This window comes from Sphingobacterium sp. UBA865, assembly GCF_002295765.1.
Classification (GTDB): domain Bacteria; phylum Bacteroidota; class Bacteroidia; order Sphingobacteriales; family Sphingobacteriaceae; genus Sphingobacterium; species Sphingobacterium multivorum.
This window is the reverse complement of record NZ_DBGB01000013.1, coordinates 18,931-43,081: the sequence shown is the minus strand read 5'-3', so window position 1 is coordinate 43,081 and position 24,151 is coordinate 18,931. Positions and strand designations below refer to the sequence as shown.

26 protein-coding genes and 1 tRNA gene are annotated in these 24,151 nt (G+C 38.0%); 11 read left to right on the top strand and 16 right to left on the bottom strand.

Features of this window, described 5'->3' with window-relative positions:
- The first annotated feature begins 56 nt into the window (after positions 1–56).
- The 3 genes from B2O97_RS07410 (at position 57) to B2O97_RS07400 (ending at position 2,980) form a co-directional block, all read left to right on the top strand.
- A complete protein-coding gene (locus B2O97_RS07410) occupies positions 57–1,259 on the top strand; it encodes a S41 family peptidase (RefSeq protein WP_070564540.1) in 1,203 nt (400 codons plus the stop codon).
- A gap of 80 nt (positions 1,260–1,339) precedes the next feature.
- A complete protein-coding gene (locus B2O97_RS07405) occupies positions 1,340–2,335 on the top strand; it encodes a hypothetical protein (RefSeq protein WP_070564098.1) in 996 nt (331 codons plus the stop codon).
- 177 nt (positions 2,336–2,512) lie between these two features.
- Positions 2,513–2,980 (top strand): GNAT family N-acetyltransferase, encoded by a 468-nt coding sequence (locus B2O97_RS07400; protein ID WP_070564101.1) that lies wholly within the window; start codon positions 2,513–2,515, stop codon positions 2,978–2,980.
- Between the two features lie 113 nt (positions 2,981–3,093).
- Here B2O97_RS07400 and B2O97_RS07395 read toward each other — a convergent pair whose 3' ends face one another.
- Both B2O97_RS07395 and B2O97_RS07390 read right to left on the bottom strand, forming a co-directional pair.
- A complete protein-coding gene (locus B2O97_RS07395; protein ID WP_286767203.1) occupies positions 3,094–3,501 on the bottom strand; it encodes a hypothetical protein in 408 nt (135 codons plus the stop codon).
- A gap of 33 nt (positions 3,502–3,534) precedes the next feature.
- On the bottom strand, positions 3,535–3,819 hold the full coding sequence (locus tag B2O97_RS07390; RefSeq protein WP_070564107.1) for a hypothetical protein: 285 nt from the start codon (positions 3,817–3,819) through the stop codon (positions 3,535–3,537).
- A 242-nt stretch (positions 3,820–4,061) separates the two neighbouring features.
- Here B2O97_RS07390 and B2O97_RS07385 point away from each other — a divergent pair, with 242 nt between their 5' ends.
- The gene (locus B2O97_RS07385; RefSeq protein ID WP_286767202.1) at positions 4,062–5,219 is read left to right on the top strand and encodes a TlpA disulfide reductase family protein; all 1,158 of its coding nucleotides are present in this window, start codon (positions 4,062–4,064) and stop codon (positions 5,217–5,219) included.
- A 110-nt stretch (positions 5,220–5,329) separates the two neighbouring features.
- Here the strand turns inward: B2O97_RS07385 and B2O97_RS07380 are convergent, their stop codons facing one another.
- Positions 5,330–5,827 (bottom strand): GNAT family N-acetyltransferase, encoded by a 498-nt coding sequence (locus tag B2O97_RS07380; protein ID WP_070564113.1) that lies wholly within the window; start codon positions 5,825–5,827, stop codon positions 5,330–5,332.
- A 77-nt stretch (positions 5,828–5,904) separates the two neighbouring features.
- Between B2O97_RS07380 and B2O97_RS07375 the strand changes: the two genes are divergently transcribed.
- On the top strand, positions 5,905–6,048 hold the full coding sequence (locus B2O97_RS07375; RefSeq protein WP_159332943.1) for a hypothetical protein: 144 nt from the start codon (positions 5,905–5,907) through the stop codon (positions 6,046–6,048).
- 229 nt (positions 6,049–6,277) lie between these two features.
- Here the strand turns inward: B2O97_RS07375 and B2O97_RS07370 are convergent, their stop codons facing one another.
- The 3 genes from B2O97_RS07370 to B2O97_RS07360 all read right to left on the bottom strand — a co-directional run bounded on the left by B2O97_RS07370 (position 6,278) and on the right by B2O97_RS07360 (position 7,612).
- Positions 6,278–6,823, bottom strand: coding sequence for a hypothetical protein (locus B2O97_RS07370; RefSeq protein ID WP_286767201.1), 546 nt, complete (start codon positions 6,821–6,823; stop codon positions 6,278–6,280).
- Between the two features lie 2 nt (positions 6,824–6,825).
- Positions 6,826–7,038, bottom strand: a complete 213-nt coding sequence (locus B2O97_RS07365; RefSeq protein ID WP_070564118.1) for a hypothetical protein — start codon at positions 7,036–7,038, stop codon at positions 6,826–6,828.
- 486 nt (positions 7,039–7,524) lie between these two features.
- Positions 7,525–7,612: transfer RNA gene (locus B2O97_RS07360), tRNA-Ser, on the bottom strand.
- Positions 7,613–7,756: 144 nt separating this feature from the next.
- On the opposite strand from B2O97_RS07360, the gene B2O97_RS07355 reads away from it, so the two are divergent.
- Together B2O97_RS07355 and B2O97_RS07350 are read left to right on the top strand one after the other, a co-directional pair.
- Positions 7,757–8,227: a GreA/GreB family elongation factor gene (locus B2O97_RS07355; RefSeq protein WP_070564543.1), complete on the top strand. Its 471-nt coding sequence runs from the start codon at positions 7,757–7,759 to the stop codon at positions 8,225–8,227.
- Between the two features lie 74 nt (positions 8,228–8,301).
- On the top strand, positions 8,302–8,814 hold the full coding sequence (locus tag B2O97_RS07350; RefSeq protein WP_175441969.1) for a BON domain-containing protein: 513 nt from the start codon (positions 8,302–8,304) through the stop codon (positions 8,812–8,814).
- Positions 8,815–8,890: 76 nt separating this feature from the next.
- On the opposite strand, the gene B2O97_RS07345 is transcribed toward B2O97_RS07350, so the two are convergent.
- The 6 genes from B2O97_RS07345 to B2O97_RS07320 all read right to left on the bottom strand — a co-directional run bounded on the left by B2O97_RS07345 (position 8,891) and on the right by B2O97_RS07320 (position 15,938).
- Positions 8,891–9,616, bottom strand: coding sequence for a tRNA threonylcarbamoyladenosine dehydratase (locus B2O97_RS07345; protein ID WP_112374130.1), 726 nt, complete (start codon positions 9,614–9,616; stop codon positions 8,891–8,893).
- Positions 9,617–9,694: 78 nt separating this feature from the next.
- Positions 9,695–10,360 (bottom strand): TatD family hydrolase, encoded by a 666-nt coding sequence (locus B2O97_RS07340; protein ID WP_070564127.1) that lies wholly within the window; start codon positions 10,358–10,360, stop codon positions 9,695–9,697.
- A 61-nt stretch (positions 10,361–10,421) separates the two neighbouring features.
- Positions 10,422–11,708, bottom strand: a complete 1,287-nt coding sequence (locus B2O97_RS07335) for an anthranilate synthase component I family protein (RefSeq protein ID WP_286767200.1) — start codon at positions 11,706–11,708, stop codon at positions 10,422–10,424.
- Positions 11,709–11,711: 3 nt separating this feature from the next.
- Positions 11,712–12,989 (bottom strand): adenylosuccinate synthase, encoded by a 1,278-nt coding sequence (locus B2O97_RS07330; protein ID WP_070564133.1) that lies wholly within the window; start codon positions 12,987–12,989, stop codon positions 11,712–11,714.
- Positions 12,990–13,116: 127 nt separating this feature from the next.
- Positions 13,117–13,608 carry a Fur family transcriptional regulator gene (locus tag B2O97_RS07325; protein WP_046673375.1) on the bottom strand — a complete coding sequence of 164 codons (492 nt, stop codon included), beginning with the start codon at positions 13,606–13,608 and terminating at the stop codon, positions 13,117–13,119.
- Between the two features lie 110 nt (positions 13,609–13,718).
- Positions 13,719–15,938 carry a RelA/SpoT family protein gene (locus B2O97_RS07320; protein ID WP_070564136.1) on the bottom strand — a complete coding sequence of 740 codons (2,220 nt, stop codon included), beginning with the start codon at positions 15,936–15,938 and terminating at the stop codon, positions 13,719–13,721.
- Positions 15,939–16,089: 151 nt separating this feature from the next.
- Between B2O97_RS07320 and B2O97_RS07315 the strand changes: the two genes are divergently transcribed.
- From B2O97_RS07315 to bshB1, 3 genes are all read left to right on the top strand, one after another.
- Positions 16,090–16,722 carry a DUF4294 domain-containing protein gene (locus B2O97_RS07315; RefSeq protein WP_286767199.1) on the top strand — a complete coding sequence of 211 codons (633 nt, stop codon included), beginning with the start codon at positions 16,090–16,092 and terminating at the stop codon, positions 16,720–16,722.
- Between the two features lie 19 nt (positions 16,723–16,741).
- Positions 16,742–17,233 carry a glutathione peroxidase gene (locus tag B2O97_RS07310; protein ID WP_070564142.1) on the top strand — a complete coding sequence of 164 codons (492 nt, stop codon included), beginning with the start codon at positions 16,742–16,744 and terminating at the stop codon, positions 17,231–17,233.
- A gap of 167 nt (positions 17,234–17,400) precedes the next feature.
- Positions 17,401–18,132: a bacillithiol biosynthesis deacetylase BshB1 gene (gene bshB1, locus B2O97_RS07305; RefSeq protein ID WP_046673378.1), complete on the top strand. Its 732-nt coding sequence runs from the start codon at positions 17,401–17,403 to the stop codon at positions 18,130–18,132.
- 286 nt (positions 18,133–18,418) lie between these two features.
- Here bshB1 and B2O97_RS07300 read toward each other — a convergent pair whose 3' ends face one another.
- From B2O97_RS07300 to B2O97_RS07285, 4 genes are read right to left on the bottom strand one after another with little or no spacing between them, the layout of a single operon-like run.
- The gene (locus B2O97_RS07300) at positions 18,419–19,228 is read right to left on the bottom strand and encodes a phosphate ABC transporter ATP-binding protein (RefSeq protein ID WP_046673379.1); all 810 of its coding nucleotides are present in this window, start codon (positions 19,226–19,228) and stop codon (positions 18,419–18,421) included.
- Entirely contained in the window at positions 19,186–20,037 is an 852-nt protein-coding gene (locus tag B2O97_RS07295) for a PstA family ABC transporter permease (protein ID WP_286767198.1), read from the bottom strand. Before B2O97_RS07295 ends, B2O97_RS07300 begins: the two co-directional genes overlap by 43 nt.
- Complete coding sequence (pstC, locus tag B2O97_RS07290; protein ID WP_070564149.1) at positions 20,030–20,926, bottom strand: phosphate ABC transporter permease subunit PstC; 897 nt, start codon at positions 20,924–20,926, stop codon at positions 20,030–20,032. The genes B2O97_RS07295 and pstC overlap by 8 nt, the downstream gene beginning before the upstream one ends.
- Before the next feature lies 1 nt (position 20,927).
- Complete coding sequence (locus tag B2O97_RS07285) at positions 20,928–21,845, bottom strand: PstS family phosphate ABC transporter substrate-binding protein (protein ID WP_236560197.1); 918 nt, start codon at positions 21,843–21,845, stop codon at positions 20,928–20,930.
- Between the two features lie 199 nt (positions 21,846–22,044).
- Between B2O97_RS07285 and B2O97_RS07280 the strand changes: the two genes are divergently transcribed.
- Positions 22,045–24,150, top strand: coding sequence for a HEPN domain-containing protein (locus tag B2O97_RS07280; RefSeq protein ID WP_070564155.1), 2,106 nt, complete (start codon positions 22,045–22,047; stop codon positions 24,148–24,150).
- The last annotated feature ends 1 nt before the right edge of the window (position 24,151 follow it).

Below are 24,151 nucleotides of genomic sequence, written 5' to 3'. Positions count from 1 at the left end.
GTTTTATTATTTTTGCTATGGTTGGACCAATGAAATACCACTTCAAGAACACAACAATGAAATTAAGCCTATTGACTAAAGCAATTTTTACTATAGTATTCTTATTTTTAACAAAGAATAATATTTTCGCCCAAACCAAATACCAAAAGGATTTTTATGAGTTTTGGTCTGATATCAATAAACATTATGCTTATTTAGAAAGGCAAAATATCGACTGGAATAAAGTCAAAGAAATTTATTCTTCACAAGTAGAAAAAGTTACAAATGACAACGAGTTTATTCAGTTGCTTGAAAATACGTTGAATGAGCTGTACAATGGACATTCGTCGTTAAGCACAAATCTTAATACATCAAACAGGATAATTCCATCATGGTCCGACCTACGTGTCGAAAAAAATGGAAACAAATATTTAATAAAAGACTTAAGAAAAGGTTTTGGTGCAGATTTAGCTGGGTTAAAAATTGGTATGCAAGTAACTCTTTTCAACGGAAAAGCAATCGATGAACAGTTAAAAAGTTTCTTACCTCGATTTACAGATCATTACAGTCCAAAGATGTATCAGTATGCTTTAGATATGCTTTTTGCGGGAACTCATGATAAGAAACGCGTGATTACTGTCGTTGAAAACGGCGAACGTAAAACATTTGAACCGGTAAGCTATGGCAATCGGAATGAATTGTTGTATTATAAAATTATAAATGGAAACACAGCCTATATCAAAATCAATAATTCACTGGGAAATAACAACTTGATCGCTGAATTTGATACGGCGCTTGACAGTTTGATTTCTAATAAAAACCTTATTTTGGATTTAACTGAAACCCCTAGCGGTGGAAATTCAACGGTTGCGAGGGCCATTATGGGGCGGTTTGTCAATAAAGTTCTACCTTATCAAATTCACGAATTTGATGAGAAGGATTATGACACAAAACGACATTGGGTAGAGTATGTAAGCCCACGTAAGGAAATCTTCAAGGGTAATGTGTATGTTCTCGTGGGGCACTGGACAGGAAGTATGGGCGAAGGAATAGCTATAGGTTTTGACGCGCTTGATAGAGCGACAGTTATTGGCACACCTATGGCCGGGCTATTAGGCGCAATTTCAAACTTCCGTCTCACAGAAACAAAAATTGGATTCCAATTCCCAACGGAAAGATTGTATCATATCAACGGAATGCCAAGAGAGGATTTTATTCCCAAGATTTTGTGTGAAAATATCGAAGAAACATTAAAAAAAGCGAAGGAGATAGCTTGGTAGGTTAGATAGGAGATGATGGCTCAGTTTGCCTGAAAACTCATGGAGCAATGTTAGGATCAATGTGAACAACTAAAGAGTATATGTTTAGTAAAATTAATAAAACCTTTATCCTTCTTGTGCTTGTACTTGTTTCCAACTACAGCAAAGCACAAACCGGATATAAGAATTTAAATATACCTGCATCAGTTGAAGGATCTAACTTTTTTAATACGGATAAAAGGAATTGTATAACGCTTCCATTTGGGTATTCAAATATTTCAAAACAACTACCTGTCGATTCCGTAATGTCGGCTATGCAAGATCACCGTGGTTTAGGAAATCGCTATGCATTAAAATTTGATCAATCAATCAAAAACAATCTCGTAACGATACCCGAAGCATATGATGTTTCTTTTCCATTTGAGCAAGATATCGGCAAAGAATATAATCAGATTAAACTTGCCTCCAATTTCCTCCGTTATGGGGATTATTCGCTTCATTTTCTGGCCATTTATAACGCTGTCCGCTATAGTGAACCATTCATAAAAAAAATATATTTAATTTCAGTAAAGAATGGGAAGCCGGTTGATATAAGAAGAATTTATCTTCATCATGAGGGAGAAATGGGATTCACAGACTATACACTATTCTATATCGATAAAAATTTTATAATCTCATTGCGGGATTATGAATTTAATGAGAATCCCTTTAGGCAAAAACCTGTTTGTCAATTTCAGCTCTTAAGCAACGGAACATTTGTCAGATACTATGATCAGAATGGATTATATAAAACAGATGAAGAACAGGGCTCAATTAAAAATCACCATAAAGAAGGAAAATGGATCGAATTTAAAACAAATCGGTTTGTGGACTTACAAGAATATCCATCATTTACAGATTCGTATACGTACTTGGAAGCAAAGTATAAAGGAGGTCTTCCTGATGGCGAATGGAAATGTTATAAATTATTGCAGGAATATAATGAAGAAACGGGGGAACCAATAATCAACACAAGAAAAAGAGGACCGTTGATTTATACTGAACTATACAAAAATGGATTATTGGAAAAACGAGAGTTCCATATTCTTGATAAGTAGCCCCTCCGTTATAAGTGATAAATATGTAACTTGTAGAAAAGGTGAAAAAGGCTCCGAAGTTCCTTCTAATTAGAACTTAAAATATGAAAATAATACTACAGTTGCTATGCGATTTGTAGTTTGCCAGCAGTGGATATAGCCCGAAAAAGACGGAATAATAGACGCAGAATATTAATTATGGAAATAATCATCAGACAAGCAAAAGAAAGCGAAATCAATGTGTTAATTGAGTTTGAACAAGGGATCGTTGAAGCGGAACGACCTTTTGATAACACATTAAAGCCAGGCGAAATTCATTATTTTGATCTCCTCGAATTGATCAAGTCTAGGGAGGCTGAAGTCCTTGTCGCAGTTGTTGACGATCAACTTGTCGGATCAGGATATGCGAAATTATTGGATGCAAAACCTTATCAAAAGTATGAAAAGTATGCTTATCTTGGTTTTATGTACGTTAGGCCAGAATATCGAGGTCAGGGTATCAACAAGATGATTTTACACCGATTGATCGATTGGGCAAAAGAAAGAAATATCTCGGAAGTAAGACTTCAGGTTTATGAAGAAAATACCAGTGCAATAAAAGCCTATGCAAAGGCAGGATTTAAACCAAATCTTCTGGAAATGCGTATGGAAATCGATGACAGATAATAGTGAAAATCCAATGAGATAATATCTATAACAAGTAAAAAAGACTTCTTTTAAAACTTTAAAAGAAGTCTTTTTTTTATTGGTAAGGCATTACACACTCATTTTAAACCGATTTATTCGTTGTTATGCTCAATTTCGGCAATGATTTCTTTGGCAGATTTAATCACCTGATCATTCAGCTGAATAATCATATTTGCTTGAGATGCTGCATTGATAAGAATCCCTTTTACTTTTGGCGATGCGTTAATTGCTTTGTACATTAAATCAGGATTGATATTTGCATTGGGAACGGATACCAGCTCATCTGCGAGATTAAAAACCAATGAGTTATAGTAGGTTTGCCAATCGTCTTTTGATGGTACTACGGTTTGATAATATTCCAAAATTCCTGTTTTTAATTTTCGATCCTTAATGAGACCGATTTTTCCACTAGATCGAAATCCTTCATAATTTCCAGTATTTCTGATCTTAAAGATCGGATTAAGGTTCATCTTAATACGGTCATTTGGGTTGACTTTCACCAAGCTATCAATTTTTTGTTGGTTTAATTCCCCTTAAAATTTACATCCTTCCGCTGTGTTCGTTAGGTAGGAATTTTGCTTTTCTAAGTCGTGGACATCTTTTTCGAGATCGACTTTTAGGTCCTCCAAAAATTCTTTTACTTCTTGTTGTTCATGCCTATGCTCACTCCAACCGTGAAGCCATATCGAAAGTGATACTGCAAAAACGATAATGAAGATCTCAATGGATATTTCTTTCAATTTTTCGGTGAGACTATGCTTTGGCTCCTTTGCGGTTTTATAAATTTTCTTCGTGTGCTTAATGATCTCGTCTTGCATTTTACAGCTTTAAGTTAATATAAAGGTGATTTGTTAAATATTGGTGCTAATACGCAAAGATGCAAAAGTTTGGTAAAACACACAAATTAATAACTTATCTATTACCTCTTTTATGGCAGAAAACACCTGTCAAATTGTTTTATCGGGTATATACCATGGATTATACTAAATAGTGACTGGTTTAGAACAGAAAAATTCCGTATATTTAGGTTCGTAAATTAACTGAAAATAGACTTTATATTATGAGAATTCGGGCAGGATTGCTAGTAGTGGCTCTTACGCTTCCTTTCCTCGTTTGTGGGCAAAATCGCTATCAAATTAATGGCACAATACCCCCACTGCAGGATGGTGCTAAAGTATTTTTGATCTACGAAATAGAAGGTAAGTCTGTCGTGGATTCCACTTTTTCCAGAGGAGGAAATTTTTCATTTTCGGGAACCGTAGACTATCCTGTTTCATCATCGTTATATCTCAATAAAAATCCATATGTAAATAGACCAGCTCGCAACGAGCAAATGGATTTTTTTCGTTTTTACCTTGAGCCTGTGACTATGGAAATGCGAGCAAGCGACTCCTTGAAGAACATTGTAATTAGCGGGTCTCAAATTAATCTCGACCAAGATGCTTTAAAAAAAATGCGAAGCGTTGTAGATGATAAATTTACAGCACTTAATAAAGAATTTTATGCACTTTCAGCTAATCAACAGAGCGATCCTAAAGTACGGGAAGCTTTTATTGATCGGGAAAAGGGATTAATGGATGACCTGTATAGCGTTCATTTAGCATTTGCTCGCCAACATCCATCGTCTTACCTTAGTTTAATCAGTTTATCCTTTGTTGCTGGACAGGAGAAATTTATAGAAGAGGTTAAAGGGATATACAGCGGTTTAGCGGAGGAGCTCAGAAGCTACCCTTTGGCTAAAGAGATACCCATGCAATTAGAATCGTCGATCAGGACGAAAGTTGGACAGATTGCCCCCGATCTTGAACTACAAACGCAAATGGGTACGAGTCTAAAACTAACTGAATTCCGAGGAAAGTATCTATTAGTAGACTTTTGGGCTAGTTGGTGTGGACCATGCCGTGAGGAAAATCCAAATCTTGTAGCGCTTTACAATAAATACAAAGATTCGGGATTCGAGATCTTAGGAGTATCCCTGGACAAGGCGGCTCAACGCGAACAATGGATGAAAGCAATTGCAGATGATAAGCTCAGTTGGCCACAAGTATCTGATTTAAAAGGTTGGGATAGCCAAGCAGCAAAACGTTATGGCATAAATTCCATACCAGCAAGCTTCTTATTGGATCCCACAGGAAAAATTATATACCGCGACCTCAGGGGAGAAGATTTAGAAGAAAAGTTAAAGGCGATCTTTTCCGATAAAGACGATCATAAATAGTGCGTTTAGTAGTGTGTCCGATAAGCCGTATTAAGACTGGAGTATTCTTGTTAGGCCCGGAACGTAAATGCAAAATGTACTAAGAAGAAAGCTGGTAATAAATAGGCTGATCAAATCACTGATTCATCTAATCTGTAAATAAATTCCTCGATTTCGATTTGGCGTGCATTAGCAAAACCTCGGTCTGTACCAACCTTAACAAAACCACAATTTTCCAGTACTTTTTGAGAACCGATATTATCGAAAGCGACACGCCCATAAATCGGACGGCTTGTTTCAAATGAAAGAAGTTCTTTAAGCGCCTTTGTTGCAATTCCACGTCCCCAGAATTTCCGGTCAATCCAATAAGTGATCTCAGCATCACCATCAATAACAAACTTCGCAATACTTCCTACAATTGTCCCATCAACCAGAATCGTTTGATTGTTTATACTTGGCTCATTGAGAAATTTAGCATATTTCTCAAGGTAAGCTTCTTTGTCTGAAGAAGTACTTGAGGTAAATGCGGCGAGATAATTTGCTTCTTCATCAAGCTGAAACTGATAATGTGTTTCTAAATCCGTGTATACTGTCGGTCTAAGTGTAAGTTGAAAGTTGAGGGCATCCATGCTTTTTTAGTTCGGTTTATTCCCAAATATAGTAATAAATACACTATTGTTTAAACTCGCCTCAGGTATATGTGGATATGAAGCAAAAAACAAATTCTATCGTCTTCGAATTGGGCGTTTATATCTTTCCAACCTATATTGTCATTGACCGAGATGGCAAGATCATCTTTAGAGATTCATCCGAGGGTCTTGCCCGCATAAAAGATATTGTACTAAAATAATGATTATAATAGGCCAAAGTTATTATAATCGTTGTGGTAGTAATAATATCTATCGCTTAAAAAGATCAACCATTTGGAACTGCAGTAAGTATGAATATGAAAGTTTTCATCAAAGCCAACTTAAAGTCCAGCTGAGGAAAAGCCGAACAAAGGTAGAAGTTGGTCAGGTCAAGAGCCTTTAAATTTAGACTTCTCCTTTTATCGAAATTTAAGTGGGTATGATGTTCCTTCACTGAGCCCATACGGGGAGAGATGTAGATACCTCGATTCCTAAAGCATTATCTTGGTATTTAAACACAGTTTCAGGTACTATGTGGTTTTCGCTTATATCCACCCCCTTAACAGAGGAAAAGAGATTTAGATGTCTTTTCACAAGCGGCACGGTATGAATATATGAACGGGTTATTTTGTCAAGGTCGGAGTCGCAACTACTATTTTTCTTAGCCTTAGACCTCGCTTGGCATATGTACATATTATCGGTGTAAAAAAAGATCATTTCAATCTTATTTTCAGGATACAAGGCTTTAATGTCTTGTAGCATTTGAAGATGCACCTTATTAACGATATTGACCTCAACAGCAAAATCTTCGTCATGACTCAGCAGCCCCAACAGCTGTTCCTCAAATCTCCGATATCCATCTTTTAAACCTAGTTCAGCATAGCTTTGAACAAAGAGATTTGGGTCAAGTATCTTAATCCCTTCTGGGATGAAATACTGACCACAAGTACTTTTCCCAATGTAAGGGGGACCGGTTATCACATATATTGTCGCCATGATCAAATACTTTGAATCGTGCCATCGCGATGCTCTTCAACCATTTGCCCATCCTTGTTATAAACCAATGGCTGTTCGCGAGAAAATAAATAGGAACGAATGCTCTTTTGCAATTCTTGCCTCCATTGTATCTTTTCATCCGCAGACATAGTGAGCGGATCTTTTTTCATCTTTCCAGTTTTGACAAGTTCTTCTTCTTGAATTGTCCTTTTCATTTAAAACTTAATTAACATTAGCTTGTACGATTAATTAAATATAAACATATATTAATATATTATAAAAAAATATTAATATAAAAAACGCCAATAATTTGATGAATTGACTTTTGATTGGCAACAAGATCCATTAATAAAAATTGACTGGAGTTGTTTATTCTCTTTAGCAAGAAAGCCTACAAAGAATTATACAGTTCATAGGTAAAGCTATGTACCTATTTGAATAGTTTAAGGTAAAATTTAGACAACTAACAAAATGTAGAGCAATAATGTAAAACTTTCGAACTCATTAATCTAGCTCCGAATCTCGTATTCATAACGACTCTCCAGTCACCGGATTTGGCTCTTATTATACGTGGGATTTGGAAGAAGACACTCCCATTAAACATGAACTTCTTTGCTTTTATCTAAGTGCTGTTTTTGGTGCCGATTTAGTACTCAAAAAAGAAAAACCGTTTTTAACAGTGTTAAAAACGGTTTGTTTTGCGGAAAGGGAGGGATTCGAACCCTCGATACAGTCATCCCGTATACAGTCTTTCCAGGACTGCTCATTCGACCACTCTGACACCTTTCCGTGTTTCAGTGCACAAATGTAGTAATTTTTTAATTTATTGCAACCTTATTCGTATTATTTACCATCCAATTTATTATATTCTATTGAGCCTAAGCCTATTGTTTTTATTTTTTAATGAATAAAACTTATTCCTTATTTTTCGGAATGACAAATAATTATTTCGACATAAAAGGGGAGGTCCTTGACATAGCGCTAAAACGCACCAGGGAACGTATTACAATGATAGAATCTGCTTTGGAAACCGCACGGGATTCAAGTAATGACGATACAAAAAGTAGTGCTGGAGACAAATATGAGACGTCACGTGAAATGATCCAACAGGACATTAATCGCTACCAGAAACAACTCGTGGAAGCCAATAAAGATCTGCAGCAACTGATCAGTATAGAATCATTATCAAATGATGTAATTGATGTCGTCAGATTAGGAACACTTGTTCAAACCAATGTTGGACTATATTTGATCGCCACAAGTATCGGAGCTGTAAAAATAGGGACCAATAATATCTTCGTTATCTCGTCTGCATCTCCAATTGGACAACTACTTATCGGGAAAAAAATAGGTGATAGTTTTGTTTTTAATAACGTTAATCAAAAAGTTATTGCAATTTACTAGGTGATGAAAATACCGAAAAATTAAACAATATGCCGATGCATCTGTTCTTATTTAGTACAGAAACAAAGAATGACATGAAATTCAATAGTTTACTTTTAATCTTCTTGCTTGGTGCTGCACTATTTATTCACTCTTGTAGATCGCCCGAGTCGGACGAAAAACTAAGATCAAAAATCGAGACAGCGTTGGAAACTACTGCGGGAATCGGAGTCGATGTCGAAGAGGGGAATGTAACCTTGAATGGACAAATAGGTTCAGACTCTCTCAAGCAGGACATAGAAAACAAAACAAAGCTAGCCGGAGGAGAGGATATCAAATCCATTCACAACAATATTGTCGTAAATCTTCCAAAACCAGAAGATGCCCGTGAAAAATATCATGAAATTTTGGGCGGCGCGATAGATTCTACCTTAACACGAGATGTTAACCTTGTTCTGGAAGATTTTCCGACCATTACAGCACAGGTTAAAGAAGGGATTATAATTGCAACGGGTAATCTTGAAAAATCAAAAATAGATACACTCAAGAAACGATTGGAACATATCAAGCCCAAAGGTATTGATATAAAAGGGGTCACAAGCCGATAGCCTAAGAAAAAAAGAAGCTACCGTCAATTGGCAGGCAGCTTCTTTCATTTCTTCATATGTTTATTTAATACCTAAGTTAAGCATTTTCTATTAAATCTCGTATAGCAACAGAAGCTATTGCCCCACCAAAAGCCGCTGGTAGATAGGACATGGTGCCATAAGCGGACTTTTTAAAATTACTCCCATCGGTATACAATAATGAATCCTTGTTTGGAAGTTCGGTTGAAAATGCCACTTTCACTCCATCACGTATACCATGTTTGCGCAATTTCTTACGGATATGTTGGGCCAACTTACAATTATAAGATTTACCGATATCAGCAATTTTTATTTTTGTCGGATCCACTTTGCCACCGGCACCCATTGAACTTACAAATGGTATATTGGCTTCTAACGCCCTCCTAATGAAAAATAGTTTCGGTGTAATACTATCAATGGCTTCCACACAATAATCTGGCGCCAAATCTAATAAAGCGGGTATCTTTTCTGGAATGATAAAATCTTGTATTACGGTTAAATCCAATTCAGGATTAATGGCCAACAATCTTTCCCGCATAATTTCAGCTTTTGCTTCACCATGATTAGTTGCCAAGGCAGGCAATTGTCTATTACGGTTAGACGGATCCACTGTGTCTCCATCGATAATGGTCATTTTCCCAACTCCCGCTCGGCATATAAATTCCGCAGCAAAGGATCCAACACCACCTAATCCCAAAACCATCACATGTGAATTTGCCAATTTTTCAACCGCTGATCGACCTATCAATGCTTCGGTACGTGACAGCCAACTTAAATCTTTCATCTATCTAAATTTGTTTTTTTATATTTTCATGAAACCTTATAGCTATCCGACAACGTGAATAAACAGACTATGACGGCCTCACTTATTAAATACTTTCTTATAATTCTGGTATAAAGCCCGCTTTAGCTCCTCCAACTCGATCGATCTGATCCGAGCTACGTATTGATAAAGCGTAGTAATTTCTACGGTCGTATCTGTATCCGTTTCTAGAAACAATTGACTGAGTGAAATATTTTCCAAAAGCTCGTCTTGGCTTCCATTTAAACAATGTCCACCTATTGAAAGATAGTACCCCTGATCAATTAATTGCCGAGCTAGTGTCCAATTTTTCCGATAGCCATGGAAAACAACAGCTTCGTTAAAATTCACTTTTTTTAAACAACTGACAATCTCCTGAAAAGCTCGAACACAATGAATAATCAACGGTTTTCGATAAACTTGAGCCAGTTGAACCTGTCGATCAAAGACCTGCTGCTGCTGGATGAGGGGAATAGCAATATTTTTATCCAAACCGCATTCGCCTATCGCCAAAACTTGAACCTGTTTTAATCCTCCTTTCATTAAGGCTAAAGCAAGTTCAGAATTCCCGTCTATATACCATGGATGTAACCCTATGGAGCAATCTGTTTCAGTGATTTCTTCAGCATGATTCAATGCGATATTCTTCACCGAGAGAATCGCGCGCTCTTTGATCGGATAATTCCGATGAGTATGTAGATCGATATAAGGAACTTGTGGTACCAATGGGACAAAGGTCGAAAAAATACTTGAAGCAAAAAATATTCTCTACAAATTTAGTATAGTTTTATTCTTTCAACTTTGCATCTAGGGCTTCAAGGATGGCTGAAGCTTTCAAAAGGCATTCTTGATACTCCTGATCTGCAGCTGCCTGATTGGTGACCGCCCCTCCAGTATGAAAGGAAAGGTACCGTTTTTGTTTATTATACAGCAGTGAGCGGATGACTACATTAAAATCGAACTCATCATGTACAGTGTCAAAGTATCCGATAGACCCTGCATAGATACCTCTCTTTCGAGCTTCAAGCTGATCGCAAATTTGCATAGCTGCAATTTTAGGAGCACCTGTCATCGAACCTGCAGGAAAGGTATTTCTAAATACATCCACATTGGCGACTTTTGGGTCTTGCATGCAGGTAATGGTAGAAATCATTTGATGCACTTGTTCGAAGGATTGAATCTCAAAAAGGCGAGTAGCCTCAACTGTTCCAGGAAGAGCACTTCGTGTCAAGTCATTACGCACCAAATCAACGATCATCACATTTTCCGCAATCTCCTTTTTTGACCTCAACATATCAGCTATAATCTGTCGGTCCTCTTCCGGGCTTGTTCCTCTTCTAGCTGTCCCTTTAATCGGTTGAGAAATCAGCTTTCCCTGCCTTTTCGCTAAAAATCGCTCCGGAGAAGCACACATGATAAAATGATGTCCTACTCTGAAGAATGAACTAAATGGGGTAGGTGATAGGCTATTTAATTGATGATAAACTTCGAGCGGCGAGATGTCGACGTTCTCCGCATAAAATTCCTGACAAAGGTTAACTTCATAAATGTCTCCACGTTGAATATGCGCTTGCACATCTTCAAATGCTTTAATGTATTCACTTTTTGTCCAACGCGATTGTACTTGCACTACGATTGGAGCTGCTAAAGGAATCTTCGTATCGGAAATAGCTTGATAGATTTTAACTGGATCTTCAGCCTCTATATGCACTTGATTTGCCGTCCATCGGAGCGTAATCGCTGGCACGAAGAAATAAGTTTCCGGAAATTCGAGCTGATCCTTTCCCGTTGTCTGTAATTCCTCTATCTCATTCTTGAGGTCGTAGGATAGAAATCCAGGGATAAACTGAGATTGATGTAAATTCAAAAATGTATCGAGCTGATCAAATACATTTTCATTTGCACGGAAGGAGAATAATGCCTTGACAGCCAAAACTTGCTCATATCTTCCCCATTGATCGGACATCCCATTACTATTAAAGAAAGAAATTTCATCAAATTGCCCCGACCAATGCAGGGCTTTTTGATGAAATTTATCTTTAGAATCGAGAAGATCAAAACTTTCGATCCGCATAGTTTATTTTGATAAAGCTAATGTTTGTTTACGATCAGGACCTACCGATAGGATTGTGATAGGTACTTCAAGAGCTTTCTCTAAATAAGAAATGTAATTTTTTAATGCTTCAGGTATCTCCTGTTCAGACGTTATACCAGTCAAATCTTGTTTCCACCCATCAATTTCTTCCAAGATAGGTTCGGCTTGATGTGTGATGATTTCATAAGGCATATAATCAATCACTTCACCATTATATTTATAATGTGTACATGCATAGATTTTGTCGAAGGTATCCAAAACGTCGGCCTTCATCATAATCAAGTCTGTTACGCCATTAAGCATAATAGCATATTTCAAGGCAGGAATATCAATCCAACCTGTACGGCGAGCACGACCAGTAGTTGCTCCAAATTCATGACCTAATTGACGTAATTTTTCGCCAGTTTCATCGTGAAGTTCAGTAGGGAAGGGACCACCACCTACACGAGTCGCATAAGCTTTAAAGATACCATATACCTTGCCGATTTTATTTGGCGCAATACCTAGGCCTGTACAAGCTCCGGCTGTTGTGGTATTCGATGAAGTTACAAATGGATAAGAACCAAAATCAACATCCAACAGCGTACCTTGCGCACCCTCAGCCAACACACGTTTGCCTTCTTTCAGATATTGATTCACCAAATGCTCTGAATCCACATGTGGGATAGATTTAATGAATTCGATAGCATCTAAAAATGCCTTCTCTTTTTCACTGAAATCAGGTATCTCACCATAGTGCGAAAGAATGCTTAGGTGTTTTTCTTTCAACTTTTGGTAACGCTCTTGAAAATCCGGAAGTGTCGTATCACCTACACGTAAACCATTTCTACCGGTTTTATCCATGTAAGTTGGACCGATACCTTTCAAAGTGGATCCAATTTTTCCTGCACCCATTTTTGATTCTGAGGCAGCATCCAATAATTGGTGTGTAGGCAGAATAAGGTGTGCTTTTCGCGCTAAAACTAAATTGCCTTTACCCACCGGATCAAAACCAGCTGTCTTCAGGTTGTCTAACTCTCTTTTTAAGATAATCGGATCGATAACGACACCATTACCAATAAGATTTAGTGTACCTTCATTGAAGATACCAGATGGAATTGTGTTGAGTACGAATTTTTTGTTATCGAATTCCAACGTGTGTCCGGCGTTAGGGCCGCCTTGGAAACGAGCGATTAAATCGTATTTTGGACAAAATACGTCTACGATTTTACCTTTACCCTCGTCACCCCATTGTAAGCCCAAAAGCACATCAACTTGCATAGCTTTTAAAGTATAGTAATTAAAATGTTATTAATAAAAATAGACTCTATTTAAAAATAAAATGTTCAGGAATTTTCCCCTGAACATTCCTGAACAAATGTACTATTATATTTAAGAAAATATAAGATTAATTTGAAATAGCTTCGTGAGCGACGGTCTCTTCTTTTTTGTTCTTAAGTTGACAGTCTTGACATACACCATACAAATTGAGTGAGTGGTGCTTAATATCAAATTTTAAAAGATCTCCCATGAGACTCTGAATTTGGTTGATACGTGGATCACAGAATTCAACAACCTTATTACATTCAATACAGATCACGTGATCGTGTTGTTTGAACCCATATGACTTCTCAAATTGTGCCATGTTCCTTCCAAACTGGTGTTTTGTAACCAAGTCACAAGAGACCAAAAGTTCTAGAGTATTATAAACTGTAGCACGACTGACACGATATTTCTTGTTCTTCATATGGATATACAAAGACTCTACATCAAAGTGATCAGTACGTGAATAAATCTCTTCCAAAATCGCATAGCGCTCTGGTGTTTTTCTTAGATTTTTATTTTCTAAGTAGGCTTCAAAGATTTTTTTTACAGTTGCAAAATTTTCAGCTTGATTCATAGTAAAAATATTCTTGTACAAATTTACCAATTAAGATTGATATTTCCTCTATTAAAAATAGTGCTTAATAGTAGTCGCCTTAGCGTAATTTTCAATCCAATGGTTGGCTACTAATTTTCCGATTCATATCGATTGACACCTGTTATCCCCCTGACTTGCTTTAAATTTCTCATCAAACTTTCAAGCTGAGCAGTATCATTTACATACACCATAATATTACCATCAAAAATACCTTCGTTACTTGAAATTGATAAGGATCGAATATTAACAGCAAATTCTTGAGAAATAACAGTTGTAAGTTTATTTACTAATCCTACATCATCTATGCCAACGATATGTAAACCTGTCAAAAATGCAGAATCCTTTGTAGAAGCCCAGCGTGCTTTTAAAATTCTATAGCCATAATTTGCCATCAGCTTGGAGGCATTTGGACAGCTCGTACGGTGAATTTTTATACCATCATTAACTGTCAAAAAACCGAAGACATCATCACCAGGAATAGGATTACAACAGGGTGCTAGAGTATAATCAACCTTCTGCATATCATCACCGATCAAGATCGTGTCGAATTCCTTCTTATTTATCTTTTCAACTAGCCCACCTATATGGGTATTAAATTGATTTCCTGATGAAGAACTTACATTAATTTCAACCGCTTTCTCATGCGCAACATATTCTCTCAGTTGCCTGATATCAACAATACCCTTGGCAACATTATAGAAAAGGTCCTGCGAACTGGGATATTTTAAAAAGTTGGCAATTTTGTTAATATTATCCGTATTGTAAGTAACTTTTAGCGATTTCAACTTACGTTCCAAAATTTCTTTCCCATCTTCCGCTACTCTTCTCTTTTCTTCTTTTAGAGAAGATCTGATTTTGGATTTGGCTTTCGCAGTCACAACAAAATTCAACCAATCCTCTTTAGGTGACTGCTTGCTTGATGTAATAATCTCTACCTGATCCCCATTTTGCAAAATATGGCTTAAAGGAACAAGTTTGTGATTTACTTTGGCGCCAATACAACTTGCACCGATATCAGAGTGAATCTCAAAGGCAAAATCTAAAGCAGTGGCATTGTTGGGGAGTTGAATCAGTGTTCCTTTGGGCGTGAATATAAAAATCTCATCGGAGAAGAGATTCATCTTAAAATCATCCACAAAATCCATCGCATTCTGATCTGGACTGCTTAAGACGTCACGTACTTTTTTGATCCATTGATCCAAGCCAGAATCTGAATTTGATTCTTTGTACTTCCAATGTGCTGCAAATCCTTTTTCGGCAATTTCATTCATCCGTTTGGTTCGAATCTGAACTTCTACCCATTGCCCTTTAGGCCCCATCACCGTAGTGTGTAAGGACTCATAACCATTTCCTTTCGGAGAGGAGATCCAATCCCGAAGACGGTCGGGGTTAGGACGGTACAAATCAGTGACAATAGAATAAACTTTCCAACATTCTGTCTTTTCTTTCTCATCCACAGCATCTATTACAATACGTATAGCAAACAAATCATAAACCTCCTCAAAAGGAATCGATTTTTTTCGCATCTTATTCCAAATAGAATGGATTGATTTAGGTCGCCCAAATACGGACGCCTTAATACCCTGTTCCTCCAATATCTCTTTGATTGGACCAATAAAATCGCCTATAAATTTTTCACGCTCAGCTTTTTTCTCATTCAGTTTTCTAGCGATAAATTTATAGGTATCCGGATCAGTAAATTTCATCGAGAGATCTTCCAATTCGGATTTTATCGCATACAGCCCAAGACGATGTGCCAATGGCGCATAAAGGTAGCTTGTCTCTGAAGCAATTTTCAGCTGCTTATCCCTGGCCATAAATTCCATGGTGCGCATATTGTGGAGCCTATCTGCCAATTTAATGAGAATTACACGAACATCGTCGGCCAATGTGAGCAACATTTTCCTAAAGTTCTCCGCTTGCATAGAGCTGTTTGGATCGAAAATTCCTGAAATTTTGGTAAGCCCATCGATAATTCGGCGAACTTTCTTACCAAACATTTCTTCAATTTCATCCAGAGTAACATTGGTATCTTCAACTACATCATGGAGCAAGGCGCATACAATAGATGTCGTCCCTAAGCCAATCTCTTCAGCAGCAATTTGGGCAACAGCAATTGGGTGATAGATGTAAGGCTCCCCTGATTTACGTCGCATCTCTTTATGACTATCCAACGCCAAATCAAATGCCTTGCGGATCTCTTGCTTGTCCCCGCGTTGTAAAGTTGGTTTACAGGCGCGTAACAATGCTCGGTAACGTTTCCTTATCTCTTTGTTTTCTGCTTCAATATCAATCACATAATCTTTCATAAACGTTGCAGGTAAATGATGTTTTTTGAGTAAATTTGTGTAATTTAGTTATTGTATTCTTGAATACTAATTTTCAAGCTAACTATTTTGTAATAAATCTACCAAAATATTATAGCATTGACAAATTAAAAAGCGTTATATAATTGCCCAAATGAAGACAATATTATTTTGTTTGCTATTCCTCAAAGCGACTCTGTCCGGATGGGCGCAGTCTCAATCACTCACTCTTCCTTTGTATGGAGAGGGGGCACAGGAGACCGTAAACAGTTATATGACAACAACCTTGGCAAACGGAGAGGTATTACCCTGGTTTCCGATTCCACAGGTCACTGTTGTGGCCAAAAGGACCTGGTCAAGTGAAGAAGCACGAAGAGAATATCTCCGCTTTAGAAGAAATGTCCTCAAGGTTCTTCCTTATGCAATCTATGCGCAAAAAAGATATGATCAACTTGACAGAGACCTAGCGCTGACTTCGGACAAGAAGGAACATAAAGCATTGGTTGAAAAATGTGAAAGTGACGTAAAACAGATGTTTGACCGAGAAATCAAAAATATGACTATTTCCCAAGGCAAAATACTCATTAAATTGATCGATCGTTATACGGGACATACCGGCTATGAAATGGTAAAGGAAATGAAGGGTGGGATTTCCGCTTTTTTTTATCAGGGAGTCGCGAAAATATTCGGTCACAACCTAAAGTCAACTTATGACCCAAAAGAAGACTTTGCCATTGAAAATATCATTAGGGAATTTGAGAAATCGAGACCCCAACCTGTCATGTGACCAATCAAACTAAAACCAGATGAAAACAGTATACGACTTTGACGCACTTCAGTTTAATGGTAAAAAAAAATCTCTCGCTGATTTTGAAGGTAAAGTTTTACTCATCGTCAATACTGCTAGTCAATGCCTCTTTACCAGACAATTTAAATCCCTCGAAAAACTCTACCAAAGATATAAAGACCAAGGTTTCGAAATCCTGGCATTTCCGGCAAATAATTTTCGTAACCAGGAACCATTAACCGGTGGTACGCTAGAGACATTCTGCCGGATCAATCAACAGGTGAGTTTCCCTATTTTTAAGCGTAGCCATGTTATCGGCGAATACACAACACCCTTATACAGTTTTCTTTCAAGCAAAGATCAGAATGGACATATTAACAGTAAACCTTCCTGGAATTTTCACAAATACCTGATAAACAAAAAAGGAGAGGTCATTGATTTCTATTATCCGACTACTTCGCCATTATCAAGTAAAATTTGCCGCAATATCGAGCGTCTTTTACAAGAGTAACCCATAAACTGCTTACCTTTGCCGCGGCTTTCACAACGTCAATCTAATCGTATATCGACTCAGGAACAATAGTATATTGAAGCTGTCTATAGCATCTCAGTAAAATTGTTCGTTGATTAAATGGAATGATTTGTCATTGAAGAGCCAAATAAAAAGAGAGATATCATATGTTAAAATTAGATCTACTTATCATTGCTGTACATCCTGATGATGCTGAATTAGGCGCAGGTGGAGTAATGGCAAAATATGTTGCTGAAGGAAAAAAGGTTGGAATTGTTGATTTGACTCAAGGCGAGCTTGGCACACGCGGCACAGCAGAAACCAGGGCTCAGGAAGCAAAAGATGCTGCCGAAATCCTAGGACTGGCCGCTAGAGAGAACCTGGGCTTAAGAGATGGTTTTTTTGAAAATGCCGAAAGAGAGAAAATGGCAGTAATAAGAGCTATCCGCAAATATCAACCCGAAATTATTATTACAAATGCCATCACAGACCGCCACCCGGACCATGGAAGAGCGGGGCAGATGGTCAGTGAAGCTTGCTTTCTTGCTGGCTTGAGAAGAGTGGAAACTTTTGATCAGGACAATGTTCCTCAGGAGGCCCACCGCCCCCGATTGGTACTGCAATTTGTACAGGATTATTATATAAAACCAGATGTTGTTATCGATATAACAGATTATTACCATGTTAAAGAAAAATCCGTTTTAGCCTATAAAACTCAATTTTACACAGGAGAAAACGTAAATCCTGATGAACCACAAACCTACATTTCCAATCCGGATTTCATGGAATCAACTGCTGCCAGAGCCCGAGAATTTGGACGATATATCCAAGCGAAATATGCCGAAGGATTTACTTCCAAGAAGATACTTGGCGTTGATGATTTATTCCACCTGAAGTAGGAAATAGAGTCTATCTGATACCATGATAAAATAAATGCGGGAGTATTCCTATTTTACCCCTGAATACTCCCGCATAATTTCTTAAGCGAAGTTACGGACTGATTTGATGGAAACAATATCGGTCATATGCTTATTTTGCTAATGTTTATCCCAACAAAGCAATCGTCTTCACAATTATAGGGAAGATATCCCGCAGTAGAAATTAAGCCTTTGGCTTATTCTTTTTATCAGCCAATCCTTATTGCTTTCTCATAAACCTAATCCAGTGTCGATGTTTCTTAAGCTTCTAGGAAATAAATCCTTTTACATACTGTTTTGTGATTTCATTCTGCGGATTCAATAAAACCTGTTCCGTCGGTCCAAACTCAAGAATTTCTCCACCATAGACAAACAGAATATAGTCAGACACCCGTCTTGCCTGTCGTAAAATATGCGTTACCAATACGATGGTATAATCTTTCTTCAATTCAATTAGTAATTCCTCAATTTTAGCAGTTGAAAGCGGATCTAACGCTGATGTCGATTCATCTCCAAGTATAATCTCAGGTTCTACAGCCAAACCTCTTGCAAGACAAAGCCTTTGTTGCTGACCGATGGACAATCCGCTAGCCGAATGTCCGAGACGGTCCTTGACTTCGTCCCATAACGCCACATTTCGCAATTGCGTTTCCACAATTCTGTCCAACTCCTTTTTGCTTCGAGTACCATGTATGCGAGGACCGTAAGCCACATTATCATAGATCGACATTGGTAAAGGATAAGGTTTTTGGGATAAAAGTCCCATTTTCTTACGGATATGTGTTACTTCAGCATTTCTACCATAAATATCCTCACCATTAACAAGTACAGATCCCGTTATTTCAACCCCCTTGGTATCATCTACTAATCTATTGAGTGTCTTTAAAAGCGTCGTCTTTCCGCAACCTGAAGGACCAATAATCGAAGTTACACTATTGTTAGGAAGGGCGAGATTAATATTTTTAAGTATATGTCGGCCGTCAATATAGACATTAAGATCCTTGATTTCAATGTGGGGATTGCTCAAAGGACTTATTATCGACGATTTTTTTGTTTCGATTGAAGGATATGAGTGCATACTACAATAATTAAAATAATGATTGTTAAAACTAAAGCTGAAGCATAAGCGCGCCCCTGAACTTCAGGAATAGGACTACTTAGCTGAAAAAAAATGGACAATGGCAACGTTGCCGCTGGTTCATCAATATATTTTGGAAGATTGTCACTAAAACCTGTTGTCAATAAAACGCCCGCAACATCACCAATAGCACGCCCAAAAGCCAGCAAAATCGCGGTAAGAAGCCCTGATCGGATGTTTCTTAGCATGACCTTAGCCAATTCCCAGCGTGTGGTCCCAAGGGAAAGAGTGACATTCTTTAAATCGTCAGGAATTGTTTTTATCAATTCATCAACCGTGCGAACCACAATTGGAATGGTTAACAGTGTCACTGTAATAATTCCCCCCAATAACGATGCTCGAATACCTAAATAAACCATAATACCAAAACCAACCGCCCCATAAACAATAGAAGGAACACCATACAAGACATCAAACAACAATTTAGCAAGCTGTGTCACTTTTGATTTCGCCCCCAAATAAACGTTGAGGTACAACGAAATCGGAATACCTATAATTGCGGACAAGGCTGTCGCTACACCTGCTAGATAGAGGGAGCCCAAGATTGCGTTCAAAATCCCACCTTCTTTTCCAATATAAAATCCACCTTTTGGCAACTGGCTAACCATCTCCCAACTGAGATAAGGAAGCCCCTTATATAAGATAGTTCCTACGATAAAAAATAGGGAAGCAGTCACAGTTATCCCGGAGAGATGCATGAAACCTTTGGCTACCTTTTCACTCAATAGCCGTCTTTTCGTATTATCCATGCTGAGCTCCTTCCAGTCGTCTCAATATAAGACGAGATATTAAATTAAAAACAAATATGATCACAAACAGCAGCAACGCAGAGAACATTAACGCAGATTCATAAAGTGGAATTGACATCATTTCCCCGAAATTATTGGCTATTAATGCTGGAATTGGGTATCCGGCATCAAATACCGAAGTAGGGACTTTTGCAACATTGCCACAGACCATCAACACCGCTATTGTTTCACCAAATGCCCTCGATGTTGACAAAACAATTGCAGCAACAATGCCAGGTCTAGCCTTCTTCAGAATAACATGCTTAATGGTATCCCATTTTGTTGCACCTAAAGATAGCGAAGCCGCTTTTAGCTCATAAGGTATCGTTTGCAGCACCTCCACCATAATGGAAATCATAATGGGAAAGATCATCACTGCCAATACAATTCCACCGGCAAGCACTGAATAACCCGATGTAACAACCCCAAAGATGGGAGCGATATACAGCTGAATTAAAGGTACAATAAACAATACCCCCCAAACACCATACAGAACCGGCGGTATCGCTGCTAAAATATTGACCAACGGAAACATCATATTTTTTAAGGCATCCGAAGCATATTCAGTCAAATAAACCGCAGTCAGTATACAAAGCGGAATCGCAATAACAAGAGAAATCAAGGTAACAGCAAGCGTACCTGCAATAAAAGGCAAAAAGCCAAACGATCCTTTCATTGGTGACCAAACCTTGTCGGTCAACAGTTGAAAGATATTACTGTATTCAAATAACGGAATCGATTTTATAGTTAAACCAATCGCAATAATCACCACAACTGAAAGTGAAATCAGTAGCAGGAGCAAGGTGGATCGCTTGACCAGAGAATCTTTAACGAGACGAGTATTTAGCATGCTATAACTTATTAAGTTCTTCTTTTATCAATGTTTCATTTAGTGGGACATAACCATTCTCAAGGAGTTGCGATTGCGCCTGTTTTTGAAGCACAAAAGAAATAAATTCTTTCAAGAGAAGGGATTCGGTCTTATTGCGCGTTACAAAAGTTAGTTCTCTTGAGGGGGGAGCTGGGTATTTTCCTGTAGCGACGGCCTCTGTCAAATTAGATAGAGTGCCATAAAACTGCTCATCATCCTCAATGTGCCCATTTTTATTGAGATCCAAAGGAACAACCGCAATACGATCAAACACGTTATTGGTTTTCAGATTATAGACGTAGTTAATGTTATTGAATCCAATCCCGTGAGTATCATCTTTAATGGCCTGAGCAATCCCAGGGTCACCAAAAATGCCAATACCTTGCAGATCCTCCTGCTTATGACCAAAAAATTTAGCCCATGTTTCAGCTGCTCCGGCAGCATCCGAACGTACATAAACGTTGATAGGATCCGCCGTAAACTGAGGATCAATTTCTTTCCAGGTCTTAAACTTTCTATTTACAAAAATATTCAGCAATTCTTCGCGGCTCAGACCACGCTTCAAAATAGCGGAATAATTAGGGTTACCGGGATTAATCGTACAGATAACAGCGTCTTTAGCAACAATAACTGGAACAGCCCCTTTTTTTATTTCCTGCTCGTGTAGGTCTCTCGACACCATTCCAATATCAACCATACCTGTCAGAACATCGGCGATTCCTTTTCCAGCACCTCCCGCTGAAATATTGAAACGAACATTAGGGTGTATTTTTTTAAAATCTTCACTCCAAACTACAGCTAAAGGATAAAGGGCAAAGGCACCGGACAAAGAAATATTACCTTCAAAACCATGTTCCTTACTATAACCATTTTTGACTTTTGGCGCACAGGAAGTCATTTTAAATACGATTACATAGCTTAAAATCAAGATTATAAAAAACTTTCTCATCATTACACCTAAAAGTCTACAGGTTTTATATATTAAATTTTATAGGGCAAATATATATTAATTTGGTAGATATTATAGAATATTAAAAAAATATTTTTACATTTGACATCGAGAAAAGAATACTAAATCAATAGATTTTATTTGTTATATGCAAAGCTTCCGCACAGAATTAGAAAATCCTATCGTGGAGAAGGAAATTATCGAACTTGAAAAAAAGATTCGATTGTTCCACGAGGGCAAAATTGCCGACGAAAAATTTAGATCGTTGCGTTTGGCTAGGGGGGTATATGGACAAAGACAACCTGGAGTTCAAATGGTTCGTATAAAGCTTCCGTTTGGAAAGGTTACGTTTAAGCAATTGAACAAAATTGCAGCAATATCAGACGAATACGCAAGCCGTAATCTGCACCTGACCACACGTCAAGATATACAGATTCATTACGTTAGTCTTGACCGTACACCAGAACTTTGGTCCAAATTGGCTGAAGACGATATTACATTACGCGAAGCTTGTGGAAATACAGTCCGTAATGTCACCGCTTCTCCAAGTTCGGGAATCGATCCAAAGGAGCCATTTGATGTTTCGCCATATGCTCAGGCGACCTTTGAATATTTTTTGCGCAATCCAGTATGTGCGGAAATGGGACGAAAATTCAAAATGTCATTTTCTGCCAGTGATGAAGACACTGCGTTTTCCTATATTCATGACCTTGGTTTTATTCCAAAACTAAAAATTGTTGATGGTGTGGAAGTTCGTGGTTTTAAAGTGTTATTGGGTGGGGGATTGGGATCTCAGCCTTTCTTAGCATCAGTGACAAGCGAGTTTTTACCAGAAGATGAATTGATCCCTTATATCGAAGCGACACTTCGTGTCTTTGATCGTTATGGTGAAAGAAATAACCGAAATAAAGCTCGATTCAAATACCTTATTCAGAAACTAGGGTTAGAGGAAGTGCTAAGTTTAATTGAAGCCGAGAAAATCGCCACGAAGGTGAAAAGCTATCCGATCGACCGAACCAAAATCGAACAGCCAATACCACCGGACGACAATCAGCTATCAACGATTAACCTAGATAGTGATCTAAATTATCAAGTTTGGAAGGGCACCAATACATTCGAACAAAAACAAAAAGGATATTACGGTGTCTATGTGCGGGTATCCACCGGTGATATAGGTACAGATAAAGCACGCGCGTTGGTTGCAGGTCTGAAGGATTTGGTCGCGGACGATATCCGTATCACACAAAACCAAAGCCTACTGCTAAAATACGCAACAGAAAAGTCACTGCCACATATTTATCAACTACTTAAATCGTTGGATCTAGCGCAGGTAGGTTTTGATAGTACTGCTGATGTAACAACTTGCCCTGGTACGGATACCTGTAATCTAGGCATTTCAAACAGTACTGAAATGGCGCGGGTTATCGAATCTTATATCGCCGAATTTCATCAGGATTTTGTCTTTAATCGGGATTTAAAAATCAAAATTTCGGGTTGTATGAATTCTTGTGGCCAACATGGTCTGGCACATATCGGCTTTCATGGTAGCTCGGTTAAAGCGGAGGGCAAATTGGTCCCTGCAGCCCAAGTTATGCTTGGTGGCGGGACAATTGGTAATGGTGAAGGACGTGTTGCCGAGCGTATTATTAAAGTGCCGACAAAAAGAGTCTTGCATGTTGTAGAATGGGTGCTGAATGATTATAAAAAAAATGCGGAAACAAATGAAAACTTCCATGCTTACTACGACAGACAAAGTAAAAATTACTTTTATAATCTTTTAAAGCCTCTATCGGATTTGACCAATCTTGCTGCGGACGAATTTGTCGACTGGGGACATGAAGGAACTTTCCAAACGGCAATCGGAGTTGGCGAGTGTGCAGGCGTGGTGATTGACTTGGTTGCTACGTTGATCTATGAGGCGGAAGAGAAATTACAATGGGCAAATGAAACATTTCGGGAATCCAAATTCTCGGATGCGATTTATCATGCTTATAATGCCTTTGTACAAGCAGCAAAAGCCCTACTATTGGATAAAGGGATTAGCGCCAGCACGCAAAATATTGTAATCAACGAATTCCAAACACATTTCGTGGAAACAGGTGAATATAGTTTTGACCAAACGTTTCCAGAATTAGTTCTACAGATTAGTAAAAATGAACCAACAGAGCATTTTGCAATCAACTACCTTCAGGAAGCAACGAAGTTTATCAATGAAGTCTATCAACGGAAAAATTTAAAACCAGTATTGGTATAGG

Excerpts from the sequence above, each read along its gene's own strand:
- pstC (WP_070564149.1), bottom strand. The coding sequence starts at position 20,926 with ATGCTAAATACTCGTCTCGTTAAAGATTCTCTGGTCAAGCGATCCACC.
- B2O97_RS07390 (WP_070564107.1), bottom strand. The coding sequence starts at position 3,819 with ATGCAAGACGAGATCATTAAGCACACGAAGAAAATTTATAAAACCGCA.
- B2O97_RS07310 (WP_070564142.1), top strand. The coding sequence starts at position 16,742 with ATGAAAACAGTATACGACTTTGACGCACTTCAGTTTAATGGTAAAAAA.
- B2O97_RS07335 (WP_286767200.1), bottom strand. The coding sequence starts at position 11,708 with ATGCGGATCGAAAGTTTTGATCTTCTCGATTCTAAAGATAAATTTCAT.
- B2O97_RS07330 (WP_070564133.1), bottom strand. The coding sequence starts at position 12,989 with ATGCAAGTTGATGTGCTTTTGGGCTTACAATGGGGTGACGAGGGTAAA.
- B2O97_RS07405 (WP_070564098.1), top strand. The coding sequence starts at position 1,340 with ATGTTTAGTAAAATTAATAAAACCTTTATCCTTCTTGTGCTTGTACTT.
- B2O97_RS07320 (WP_070564136.1), bottom strand. The coding sequence starts at position 15,938 with ATGAAAGATTATGTGATTGATATTGAAGCAGAAAACAAAGAGATAAGG.
- B2O97_RS07295 (WP_286767198.1), bottom strand. The coding sequence starts at position 20,037 with ATGGATAATACGAAAAGACGGCTATTGAGTGAAAAGGTAGCCAAAGGT.
- B2O97_RS07380 (WP_070564113.1), bottom strand. The coding sequence starts at position 5,827 with ATGGATGCCCTCAACTTTCAACTTACACTTAGACCGACAGTATACACG.
- B2O97_RS07350 (WP_175441969.1), top strand. The coding sequence starts at position 8,302 with ATGAAATTCAATAGTTTACTTTTAATCTTCTTGCTTGGTGCTGCACTA.
- B2O97_RS07325 (WP_046673375.1), bottom strand. The coding sequence starts at position 13,608 with ATGAATCAAGCTGAAAATTTTGCAACTGTAAAAAAAATCTTTGAAGCC.
- B2O97_RS07375 (WP_159332943.1), top strand. The coding sequence starts at position 5,905 with ATGAAGCAAAAAACAAATTCTATCGTCTTCGAATTGGGCGTTTATATC.
- B2O97_RS07370 (WP_286767201.1), bottom strand. The coding sequence starts at position 6,823 with ATGGCGACAATATATGTGATAACCGGTCCCCCTTACATTGGGAAAAGT.
- B2O97_RS07285 (WP_236560197.1), bottom strand. The coding sequence starts at position 21,845 with ATGACTTCCTGTGCGCCAAAAGTCAAAAATGGTTATAGTAAGGAACAT.
- B2O97_RS07410 (WP_070564540.1), top strand. The coding sequence starts at position 57 with ATGAAATTAAGCCTATTGACTAAAGCAATTTTTACTATAGTATTCTTA.
- B2O97_RS07300 (WP_046673379.1), bottom strand. The coding sequence starts at position 19,228 with ATGCACTCATATCCTTCAATCGAAACAAAAAAATCGTCGATAATAAGT.
- B2O97_RS07400 (WP_070564101.1), top strand. The coding sequence starts at position 2,513 with ATGGAAATAATCATCAGACAAGCAAAAGAAAGCGAAATCAATGTGTTA.
- B2O97_RS07365 (WP_070564118.1), bottom strand. The coding sequence starts at position 7,038 with ATGAAAAGGACAATTCAAGAAGAAGAACTTGTCAAAACTGGAAAGATG.
- B2O97_RS07355 (WP_070564543.1), top strand. The coding sequence starts at position 7,757 with ATGACAAATAATTATTTCGACATAAAAGGGGAGGTCCTTGACATAGCG.
- B2O97_RS07385 (WP_286767202.1), top strand. The coding sequence starts at position 4,062 with ATGAGAATTCGGGCAGGATTGCTAGTAGTGGCTCTTACGCTTCCTTTC.
- B2O97_RS07280 (WP_070564155.1), top strand. The coding sequence starts at position 22,045 with ATGCAAAGCTTCCGCACAGAATTAGAAAATCCTATCGTGGAGAAGGAA.
- B2O97_RS07315 (WP_286767199.1), top strand. The coding sequence starts at position 16,090 with ATGAAGACAATATTATTTTGTTTGCTATTCCTCAAAGCGACTCTGTCC.
- B2O97_RS07345 (WP_112374130.1), bottom strand. The coding sequence starts at position 9,616 with ATGAAAGATTTAAGTTGGCTGTCACGTACCGAAGCATTGATAGGTCGA.
- bshB1 (WP_046673378.1), top strand. The coding sequence starts at position 17,401 with ATGTTAAAATTAGATCTACTTATCATTGCTGTACATCCTGATGATGCT.